Here is a 10,524-nt window from a genome sequence, read left to right on the forward strand (position 1 = left end):
CACGCCTTATTAGTGTTAATTTTTCCTGCGCAATCTCTGATCACTTATTTAATTCGATTGGTATTAGCATTCACTTGTTGTACTCAGAGGCATTTTTTTTCTCTAAAGCCCACATCAAAATATAGCCAGTAGTATATTGCTTTTTAAAATATTATAAATGAGCATTAGTAGCATGGTAGATACCATTAGTGGGATTTAAGTTTTATCTGCTGGGCGTTTACTTGGGGCTATAAGTCTTTACTTTTTAATCGCTAAAGGAGTGGATGCTTTTTAATATTATTTGAATGTCGTATTTTGGATAGATTATTTTGAATGGCGTATTTTGAATAGTTTATTTTGAATAGCAAGAATGACGTTACTAAATAGGAAGGCAAACGTTACTCGTTCAGGTTATGAAAGAGAAAGGTTTTGATAAGCAAAGTGGCTTTAATAAAACGATGTTAATAAAGCCGTTTTAGTATTGATTAATCAGGTCTTTTAAAGCTAAAAGGGTCGGTAATTGACGCGTATTCACCACCGCCTAATCGGGCTAATGGTTTTAACTTATCCGCTGCAATATTGATACGATCTGGGTTTTCAGTGTTTAATATACTATCGTTAATGTACAACTGTTTCACTTCAACAAAAATTAAACTTTGTGGTAAATCGCCAATCTCTTTCACTTCATATAATTCACAACCGTAGGCAACATCACATTGGCTTAAACGTGGTAATGAAAAACCATCAAAGGCTGTGGTTGTTAATCCCGCTTCAGTTAACTCTGATTCTCCGTAGGCTAGTGTTGCGGCGGTTTTAGTGACTAATTTACCTTGATTATCTGATGCGATATGAATCACCATCTTTTTATTTTTTAAGATATTAATCAACGTATCTTTATCACCACCATCTGGCTTTTTAGTTAGCGATATCATTAAAATAGCGGGATCACTTGAGATGGCTGTGAAGTATGAGAAGGGCGCTAAGTTGTAATTATTTTCTTGATGATTGTCGTTGTCTGATTCGGTTAATACCCAAGCAATCGGACGTGGAACAATGGTTTGAGTCATCAAGTGGTAGCGTTCTGATGAACTGTAATCTGAAAAGTTAAGTTGCATATTTTATTCCATAGCCTTAATGATTATTGACGATAACTATCATGGGTCGTTCTATAAGTAGTGATAACAATACTGATTTCAACCAAGTTAAGATCAGATTGTGACGTTATTAACTGAGGCTTCATCGTGACATATTTTATTGGTTTTCTAAATAATTGAAATAGAAATGACTAGTGATAGGCAAATAGATAACCGTAAACATAAACATGCTTATGGTAAATAGAAAATGATAAACAGAAATTGGCATGTAGATAAAGAAGATAGATGTTGATGAAAAAGACGAATGCTAAGAGGAATTAAAGAAGTGAACCTGTTAATGAATAGATATCACCGAACCTGATGAGATTCGGTGATATTTTAATTAATTGTATAGAACAGCTGTATGCTAAAGCTGTTCTATACAATGCTATTCAGCGTACCAGTAACCTAGGTTAACTAGTTGAGTAAATAAGTTAAGTGCTTCAGGTTCATCTTTGAATAATTCAAGTAACTCACTGGCTGCTTCATCTTGATCACACAGGTATTGTGCAAGTTCAGTAAAGCCTGAAAAGTCGTAAACTTCGCCATTAATAAAGACTTGTTTAGGAGACTGTTCAAAATATACGGCACGTAATCCACCTAAACGTGTAAATTGTGCGCCATCTTCTAAGAATTCAATCACATCTTCATTTTCAAGTGGATGCTCTGGCATTGCAATATCTAAGTCATGCTTCGCTTCACTGATCATACGTCCAAACCATGGAATTAAATGTTCTGGTGTTTTACAGTTTTCTAACATCACTTGATGTAATTTAGCGAGCTCTGCTTCTTCAATACAACCTGGCTTTTCACGTACTTGCATTGGGATATCGGTGTAACGTAATGCATTTTCATTGTTATCAATATTGTAATCAGTGAAACTGCTTAATAGGTCATTTTGATCCGGTGCACGGAAACCAACGCTGTAGTTAAGTGATGGCTCAATAGCGTAACCTTCATGCGGGCAACCACTTGGGATATAAAGAATATCGCCTGGCTCCATTTCAACATCAATTGCGGCTTCAAAAGGAGCGCAATGTTTTAGCGCACCATGTGCAGCGAATTCTGGTAATGCTTGTCGAGCACCAACACGCCAATGACGTTTGCCTTCACCTTGAATAATAAATACATCGTAGTTATCAATATGCGGACCTACGCCACCTTTAGGTGTTGAGTAGCTGATCATCAGATCATCAATACGCCAGTTTGGTAAAAATCTAAATGGACGGACTAACTGTTGTGCATCTGGATGCCAATGGTCAACAGCTTGTACTAATAAAGTTGCGCCATCTTCTTCTAAACGTTCGAAGGTTTTAAACGGGCCACATTCTGCATGCCACTCTTCTTTTTCTAAATATACTAAGCGACTTTCCAAGTCTTCTTCCATTGCTAAACCCGCTAATTCATCTACAGCAATTGGATCTTGGAATTCTACAAAACCTTGTTTGATAAAGGTGGGTTTCTTTTGCCAGTAGGTATCTAAAAACTGGTTAATTTCAAAATTAAGTTCAAACATGGGGGAAAGCCTTTGAGTATAAAAATTATTTGGAGTGTAACAGGTCATTTATAAGCACGATAGTGATACAGCATGCAGCTTTGTATTATCTTTAAAGTGAATAATATTAAAAGCGTTGCTTTGTTTTTATTTGGTGAGTAACCTGATCTGCCGAGCTAAATAAATTAGCTTACTTATATTACTTTTTAAACAAATAGTTAAGTAAACAGCTAAAGCAAATACAGACAAGGAGAAGTAATGGAAAGGTCGATCAAGTTTGATAAAGTCACCGGTTTATTAGCCGGATTGACGATGGTGATGATTTGGTCTGGCTGGATTATTATTTCAAAATGGGGGCTTTCACGTGCATTAACTGTTTGGGATGTCACCGGTATTCGATTTGTAACGGCAGGCTCGATAGTGTTGATTTATGCCTTACTCAGTAAAACCTCTATTAAAGCGTTGTTTACGCCACGAATCATTCTTTGTAGTTTATGTTGTGGTTTGTTTTATGTGTGTGCGAGTTTGATTGGCTTGTTAATGTCTGATGCTGCCAATACTGGCGTTATTATTAACGGTTCGTTACCTATTATGTGTGCCGCCATTGTATTTGTCTGGAAAAAAGTGCGTTTAAACAACGCCCAATATGTCGGTGTTTTTCTTATTTTAGTGGCTAATTTTTTATTGTTTACCAGCACCGGTGGAGCAACATTAAGTGCATTATTCTGGTTATTGATGGCGGCCTTTGCCATTGCATTTTATTCGGTATCGATGAAAGTCTGGGGGCTAAACTTAAAGACAGTCATGATTGCTGTACCGCTTATTAACGCTGTATTCTTCACGCCAATTTGGGTTTTCTTACCAAGCCATATTAGTATTGCACCTATCGATGAAATCCTATTACAAGGCGTTTACCAGGGCATTATTGTTAGTATTATTGCGTTATTCTGCATGACTTATTCTATTAACAAGTTAGGCGCTGTTACCGCTTCAACTATTATGGCATTAGTGCCGGTAGTCTCAGTGTTATTGGCAATGGTGTTTTTAGAGCAATTAATGACGCTACAAATGTTAATTTCGATTATCGTCTGTTCGGTCGGAATTGCCTGTTATAGCGGCTTACAACCTTTCCTACTTTATCTTAAAAGAAAAGGCAGAAGTGAAGTATTGAGGAAATAAGAAATAACAATACGGGACATCGTTAGCAATAAAAAAGAGAACAAACAAAAAAGGCAATCCGAAGATTGCCTTTTATAAGTGATTAGGTCCTAACTTTCATTAAGCACTCTCATCTCGCTTTACGCGATTATGCCATTTTGTCTACTAACTCAATCGCTTGACCAATGTAAGAAGCGGGTGTCATTGCTTTAAGTTCATTTTTCACAGCTTGAGGTAGCTCTAGAGTATCGATGAACTCAGACATACCTGGGCCATCTACACGTTTACCACGAGTCAATTCTTTCAGTTTTTCGTACGGCTTTTCGATAGCGTAACGACGCATTACCGTTTGGATTGGCTCTGCTAGTACTTCCCAGTTTGAATCCAAATCTTTTAACATATTTGCTTCGTTTGCTTCAAGCTTGCTAATACCTTTTAAGCTTGCTTCGTAAGCGATAACAGAATAACCCATAGCAACGCCTAAGTTACGTAATACCGTTGAGTCTGTTAAGTCACGCTGCCAGCGAGAAACAGGTAGTTTCGCTGCTAGGTGATCAAAGATAGCATTTGCTAGCCCTAAGTTACCTTCAGAGTTTTCAAAATCAATTGGGTTTACTTTATGTGGCATGGTTGAAGAACCAATTTCACCCGCAATTGTTTTTTGTTTGAAGTGACCAAGGCAAATGTAACCCCATACGTCACGGTCAAAGTCTAAAAGGATTGTATTGAAACGTGCAATCGCATCAAATAGCTCTGCAATGTAATCATGCGGTTCAATTTGTGTTGTGAACGGGTTAAATGTTACACCTAGGCTAGTCACAAATTCTTCAGCAAAACCCTGCCAATTAACTTCTGGGTAAGCGCTAAGATGAGCATTGTAGTTACCAACAGCACCGTTTGTTTTACCAAGTTGTTCAGTTGCTTCAATTTGCTTAACTTGACGTTGTAGACGTGCTACCACGTTAGCGAATTCTTTACCTAGTGTAGTCGGTGATGCTGGCTGACCATGTGTACGAGACATCATCGGGATTGTTTTGTATTCAATCGCTTTTGCTTTAATTGCATCAACAATACGGTTGCAGTAAGGCAAGATAACGTCTGTTTTAGCAGTACCTAACATTAATGCGTGAGATAGATTGTTAATGTCTTCAGAAGTACATGCAAAGTGAATGAATTCAGATACTGCGTGTAGTTCAGCTACGTCTGCTACTTTCTCTTTCAAGAAGTATTCAACCGCTTTTACATCGTGGTTAGTTGTTGCTTCGATGTCTTTTACACGTTGTGCATCTGCTTCATTAAAGTTTGTAACGATTGCATCAAGGTGAGCATTTGCTTCAGCAGAGAAAGCAGGAACTTCTGCGATACCATCTGTTTGTGCTAGTTTTTGTAACCAACGCACTTCAACTTGTACGCGGAATTTGATTAAACCAAATTCACTAAAGATGTCGCGTAAAATTGCAGTTTTGCTACCGTAACGGCCGTCAACTGGTGATACAGCTGTTAGTCCTGAAAGTTCCATTTGTTGCTCCTGAGATGTAGGTTGTTTAAATAGGTTCTTCTGCTTCCCTGTAGGAAACGGTCATTCAAATATTTTCTTCGTAAACTCTTAACTGTGTTTGTAGTAAGTTATGTACGTAGTAAATTTTGTTTTGTTTGATGCACGATGGCTTTACGTGAAAGCAATAATTGACGACGTTTGCCGCCAACTTGACGCCATAATACGGCCGCACGAACACCGGCTAATAATAATGCGCGAATTTTATGCTGTGTATGGTCTTGTTGCAAGTATGAAGGGTTACCATTAACTTGGATTTTAGGACCTAGGTTACTGATAAGATCTTTATAGATAGAGTCTAAGTTGCTTAATACACTACTATCATCAATTTCAAAGTGTGCTAATTGACGATTAACTTGGTTAATACGTTCGCCTAATAGGTTTAATGAACCTGGGTTCGCTGATAGCTTACGTTCTAATGCGATTAAACCCGCCACATATTTAGTCACTTGCATGTTACGGCTACCATCAACATTATCTAGTTGTGCTACAACCGTTTTATAACCTAATTTTAATGATTCATGACCACCAAATATTTCCAATGGTGCCGCACTATCTGTGCGAACAATAGAACGTAAAGAGGCATTGAAAGCAACCGCATCAGGACAAATACCTTTGTTAGCTATTTTATCAACCAGATAGGCGGCTTGGCACATTGCAGCAAAAGCAATGCTACGAGATTCTAACGTTTGGAATGACATAATGGATACACTTCTAATTTGAATTAATGTTGCTCAGTTTGCTTAAATAGAAATAGGTTATTTAAAATTTAACTTAAAACCTATTTCTAAGCACCGTGGCTTCTTTATGCTGCTTTAGTGATTGCTATTTTTAGTCCAATATTACTTTTGTAAATGTTGGTCAATGATCGCGCCGCCTAAACAAACATCATCAATATAAAATACTGCTGATTGGCCTGGTGTTACCGCTGCTTGAGGTTGTTCAAAGATAACCTCTAATGTGTCGTCATCAATTGGATTAACGGTACATGGAATATCAGTTTGGCGGTAACGTGTTTTAACCGTACATTTAAAGCTTTCTTTTTTAGGTGTTCTATCAACCCAATCACATTTTTTAGCAATTAAACCGTATGAAAATAAAGCTGGATGATCCGCACCTTGAGCAACTAATAAACGATTGTTGTCCATATCTTTACCGACAACGTACCATGGGTTTTCATTTGAGTTTTGTAAACCACCAATACCTAAGCCTTTACGTTGGCCTAAAGTGTGGTACATCAAACCTTGATGTTGACCAATCACTTCATTTTCAGGCGTAACAATATCACCTGGTTGCGCAGGTAGATATGTTTGTAAAAAATCAGTGAATTTACGTTCACCAATAAAACAAATACCGGTACTGTCTTTTTTATTGTGCGTCACTAAGTCTTGCTCTTCAGCAATACGTCGTACTTCTGGCTTTTCTAATTCGCCAACTGGGAACAAGGTTTTCGCTATTTGCTCACCACCGACTGCATATAAAAAGTAACTTTGATCTTTATTGTTATCAAGGCCACGCAATAACTGTGCTTTGCCATCAACATCACGGCGACGACAGTAGTGTCCCGTTGCAATAAAATCAGCGCCTAAGTCTTCAGCAGCAAACTCAAGAAAAGCTTTAAATTTAATTTCTTTGTTACACATAATGTCTGGATTAGGTGTGCGGCCAGCTTTGTATTCTTCTAGGAAATGCTCAAAGACATTATCCCAATACTCTGCTGCAAAGTTGATGGTATGTAACTTTATACCTAATTTATCGCAGACGGCTTGTGCATCTTGAAGATCCTGAGCGGCTGAACAATACTCATCAGTATCATCTTCTTCCCAGTTTTTCATGAATAAGCCTTCTACTTGATAGCCTTGCTGCTGTAATAAATAAGCAGATACTGACGAATCAACACCACCGGAAATACCGACGATCACTTTAGTTTGGCTATTGTCTTTCATAAATTATTCTCCAACAAATTGAGGGCCAGATTTTAGCAGAATTTAGCGTCAATTAAACTAATAATGTAGAGAAGGAGGAAGGAATATATTTGTTAAGCCTAATTTATTTTTTAGTTTGAATTTTATTGCATTTTAATTAATTAAGCAGATTGTTTGATCTACTTAAAAATAACCATAAAGTATTATTATATGATAATGAGGCTGGGGTCATAGTTTTGATACTTGTGGAGAATAACCTTGTTAATTTATAACCTTAAATGGGTAGACTAAAAGAAGAAAAAAGCACTGACATTGCTTTTAAATTATTTAAAAAGTTATGAAAGGAATTATTTATGAGCAAGCTTGGATTTAAGAATATTTTAATTGTAGTAATAACTGGGTTACTTATTTTGGCGTTAGGGATCACTTGTTATATTTCAATTAATAAATTGGAAGAAACGACTAAAACCACGCTTATCAATAATATTATTAGCTCTTCTCAATATGAAGCTAATAATATTAAAAGCTATATCGCTTCTTATTCTTCTCCTGTTACTCATTTAGCTGAATTGTACAAAACAAACAATTATCAAACGGGTCATGAAAAATACATGATGCTGACTAAAACCGTGTCTGGTATCAGTAAAATAACATTAGGTTTGGATGATGGGCGCTCTTATACGTCAAGAGAGTCAAAGTCATTTCCTGGTGGTATCGGCATTCCATCTAAATATGACCCTCGAACACGTTCTTGGTATCAATTAGGTAAACAAAGTACTGATTTAAAATTAAGTGACGTATTTGCGACTAAGGAAGGTGCATTACTTTTACTGGCGGTTCATTCAATTGATGGTGGGGTATTAGCATCCGATGTTCGATTAACCTATCTACAAACACTCGTTGAAGGTGTAAACATTGCCGACGATGATATTGCGATTCTTGTGGATCATAAAGGAATGGTACTCGCCTCAACCAGTGAGATAGCAAAACCACAAGAGCAAGTGCAAGATATTGAAGATCTAAGTGATTTTTCTGCAAAAATGTTTAATCAAGAACGTATTATTGAAGATATTAAACTTGACGGTAAACCCAGTGTAATGGTCTCTACTAGTGTCCAGCTCGAAGGCAGTGAACCTTGGTACTTAATGGTTGCAGTAAAAGATGAAGTGGCTTTTTCAGCTGTCTCCGATGCGACATGGGAATTATTCTTTTGGGTTTTAATTATCGCTGTATTATTTATCTTTATATTAATTTTGGTGCTGAATCGTATTTATCAACCGGTCATTGCATTAAAAACATTAATTGGCAATTTATCTGATGGTAGTGGTGATTTAACGCAGAGGTTAGCAGTTAATTCTAAAGACGATCTCGGCCAAATTGCAATGAATGTGAATGCCTTTATTGAAACACTACAGTTGATGATGCTAGACGTGAAACGTGTCAGTGGTCGGCTATCAGAGGGAGTTGAAGTCTTAAAAAATCATTCTGATAAAAGTGCGGATATATTGTCTCAGCATCAGCAAGAAACAGAGCAAGTGGTGACTGCCGTTGAGGAACTAAGCGTTACTGCTGAAATGGTAGCAAATAATGCACAAGAAACAGCTCAATTTACACAAGAGGCAAATAATTCAGGTGAAACGTCCAAGGGAATTATTGCTAATGCGCAAGTAAGTTTACAACGTCTGTCTAAAGAAGTTGAAAATGCAACGGTTAACGTAGCGAATATGAGCCAAGAAACGCAAGATATTAGTTCAATTTTAAGTGTGATTGGTGCGATTGCCGATCAAACAAATCTATTGGCTTTAAATGCTGCGATTGAAGCTGCTCGAGCAGGTGAGCAAGGGCGTGGTTTTGCTGTGGTTGCCGATGAAGTTCGCGCCCTCGCTGCACGTACACAAACCAGTACGGGTGAAGTTGAAAGTGCATTGGTAAAACTGCAACATGAGTCTACTTCAGTTGTTAGTTCAATTGGCAGTACTCGTGAAACCAGTCAACAAACAGTGACTGAAGCAGCGAGTGTCGCAGATAGCTTAGAGGTGATGAGCGGGTTTGTTTCAAAAATTAATGACTTGAGCAATCAAATCGCTTCATCTGCTCATGAGCAAAATAGTGTGATTAGGGAAGTGAGTCAAAATATGTCACGTATTCATAATATTGTTCAAGAATTGACAACAACAGGGGCTAACGTAAATGAAGAAACCCATCATATCCATGAAGTTAATAACCAACTACACAGTATTGTTGATCGCTTTAAACTAGAAAAATAAAGTGAATATATATCCGTTACTGTTCAATATGCTTTATTCAGTCGTTAGCTTTGATTCCAAATTAAAGCGCAACATGATGACAATGGCGAGTCCTTATCGAAGGTTGCAACGCAGAGTTAGTTTTCAAGCTAACGACCCAGAGGGCAAACTGTGAAGTAAACACCTTCGTTGTTAGAAAGTGTCGATTTAACTCGTTAGATCTTTCCCTTTCTGGCTATATTGGCTCGCTTCACAGCTTGCTGAATGTTGCATCTTGAATGCTAACAGGTATATCAGCTTGGATAATGAGATTTTCGTTACCATTATTCAAGCTGAGGTTCTTAATAAAGCTCTTTATAGAGTTTGCTTCACTACCAATCTGCTTTAGTCATCTATTTTTTAATCATTTATTTTTTTAATTTCTTTCTTTAGCTACTTATATTGCAGCTTACTTCTTATTTATAGCCATTTATTGTTATTCAACTAATTCTGGACCCACTCGCAAGCTTGCTTCTTCTGCATCAAAAAACTCTTTTTCAACGAGTAAGTTAGTTAATTGCTGTAATGTTATTTCTTGCGTATTAAGTAAGTTAAGTAAGCGTTGTTGGCAATGTTTAATGATTGATTCTTGGGCTAACGGTTGGTATTCACGACAAAAGTATAATGGCGGTAAACCAAATGCAAAGGCGGTTAATTGTGCGAGGTGCATTGCTGGTAGTGGTTGAATGATTTTTTCTAGTTGTATTGAAATCTCGTTAACATCATCTGACATTTAATATTTGCTCATTTAAGGAAAACTACCACTGACTCTACCTTAAAAATGTCGGTAAGTCCTTGGTAGTCGGTAATAACGCGACCTGAGTTATTGAATATTCTGTATTATTTATAAAGTTAACATTCATATAAAAAGTGAATCGTCGCAGGTATAGCGAATAATTTATTGTGAAGTTATTGTCTGTGGGGCGTTTAGTTTAAAGTTATATGGAAATACTATATGGAAATACTATATGGAAATACTATATGGAAATACTAT

At 37.1% G+C, this 10,524-nt stretch carries 8 protein-coding genes; 2 read left to right on the forward strand and 6 right to left on the reverse strand.

The genetic code is table 11. The features are described 5' to 3' along the window. Positions 1-464: 464 nt before the first annotated feature. Entirely contained in the window at positions 465-1,094 is a 630-nt protein-coding gene (locus V6255_RS17455) for a flavin reductase family protein (protein WP_341629289.1), read from the reverse strand. Between the two features lie 406 nt (positions 1,095-1,500). After that, positions 1,501-2,628 (reverse strand): cupin domain-containing protein, encoded by a 1,128-nt coding sequence (locus tag V6255_RS17460; protein ID WP_341629290.1) that lies wholly within the window; start codon positions 2,626-2,628, stop codon positions 1,501-1,503. A 237-nt stretch (positions 2,629-2,865) separates the two neighbouring features. Between V6255_RS17460 and V6255_RS17465 the strand changes: the two genes are divergently transcribed. Further along, positions 2,866-3,786, forward strand: a complete 921-nt coding sequence (locus V6255_RS17465; RefSeq protein WP_341629291.1) for a DMT family transporter — start codon at positions 2,866-2,868, stop codon at positions 3,784-3,786. Between the two features lie 127 nt (positions 3,787-3,913). Here V6255_RS17465 and purB read toward each other — a convergent pair whose 3' ends face one another. From purB to mnmA, 3 genes are all read right to left on the reverse strand, one after another. Then, positions 3,914-5,284, reverse strand: coding sequence for an adenylosuccinate lyase (purB, locus tag V6255_RS17470; RefSeq protein ID WP_341629292.1), 1,371 nt, complete (start codon positions 5,282-5,284; stop codon positions 3,914-3,916). A 107-nt stretch (positions 5,285-5,391) separates the two neighbouring features. Then, a complete protein-coding gene (gene hflD / locus V6255_RS17475) occupies positions 5,392-6,021 on the reverse strand; it encodes a high frequency lysogenization protein HflD (RefSeq protein ID WP_025564692.1) in 630 nt (209 codons plus the stop codon). Between the two features lie 141 nt (positions 6,022-6,162). Beyond that, on the reverse strand, positions 6,163-7,266 hold the full coding sequence (gene mnmA, locus V6255_RS17480) for a tRNA 2-thiouridine(34) synthase MnmA (protein WP_025564691.1): 1,104 nt from the start codon (positions 7,264-7,266) through the stop codon (positions 6,163-6,165). A 332-nt stretch (positions 7,267-7,598) separates the two neighbouring features. On the opposite strand from mnmA, the gene V6255_RS17485 reads away from it, so the two are divergent. Beyond that, positions 7,599-9,512 carry a methyl-accepting chemotaxis protein gene (locus V6255_RS17485; RefSeq protein WP_341629293.1) on the forward strand — a complete coding sequence of 638 codons (1,914 nt, stop codon included), beginning with the start codon at positions 7,599-7,601 and terminating at the stop codon, positions 9,510-9,512. A 454-nt stretch (positions 9,513-9,966) separates the two neighbouring features. Here V6255_RS17485 and V6255_RS17490 read toward each other — a convergent pair whose 3' ends face one another. Continuing rightward, on the reverse strand, positions 9,967-10,263 hold the full coding sequence (locus V6255_RS17490; protein ID WP_341629294.1) for a hypothetical protein: 297 nt from the start codon (positions 10,261-10,263) through the stop codon (positions 9,967-9,969). Between the last annotated feature and the right edge of the window lie 261 nt (positions 10,264-10,524).

Origin of the sequence: Psychromonas arctica (assembly GCF_038155225.1) — a bacterium.
Classification (GTDB): domain Bacteria; phylum Pseudomonadota; class Gammaproteobacteria; order Enterobacterales; family Psychromonadaceae; genus Psychromonas; species Psychromonas arctica_B.

Excerpts from the sequence above, each read along its gene's own strand:
- V6255_RS17485 (WP_341629293.1), top strand. The coding sequence starts at position 7,599 with ATGAGCAAGCTTGGATTTAAGAATATTTTAATTGTAGTAATAACTGGG.
- V6255_RS17460 (WP_341629290.1), bottom strand. The coding sequence starts at position 2,628 with ATGTTTGAACTTAATTTTGAAATTAACCAGTTTTTAGATACCTACTGG.
- V6255_RS17490 (WP_341629294.1), bottom strand. The coding sequence starts at position 10,263 with ATGTCAGATGATGTTAACGAGATTTCAATACAACTAGAAAAAATCATT.
- purB (WP_341629292.1), bottom strand. The coding sequence starts at position 5,284 with ATGGAACTTTCAGGACTAACAGCTGTATCACCAGTTGACGGCCGTTAC.
- V6255_RS17455 (WP_341629289.1), bottom strand. The coding sequence starts at position 1,094 with ATGCAACTTAACTTTTCAGATTACAGTTCATCAGAACGCTACCACTTG.
- hflD (WP_025564692.1), bottom strand. The coding sequence starts at position 6,021 with ATGTCATTCCAAACGTTAGAATCTCGTAGCATTGCTTTTGCTGCAATG.
- mnmA (WP_025564691.1), bottom strand. The coding sequence starts at position 7,266 with ATGAAAGACAATAGCCAAACTAAAGTGATCGTCGGTATTTCCGGTGGT.
- V6255_RS17465 (WP_341629291.1), top strand. The coding sequence starts at position 2,866 with ATGGAAAGGTCGATCAAGTTTGATAAAGTCACCGGTTTATTAGCCGGA.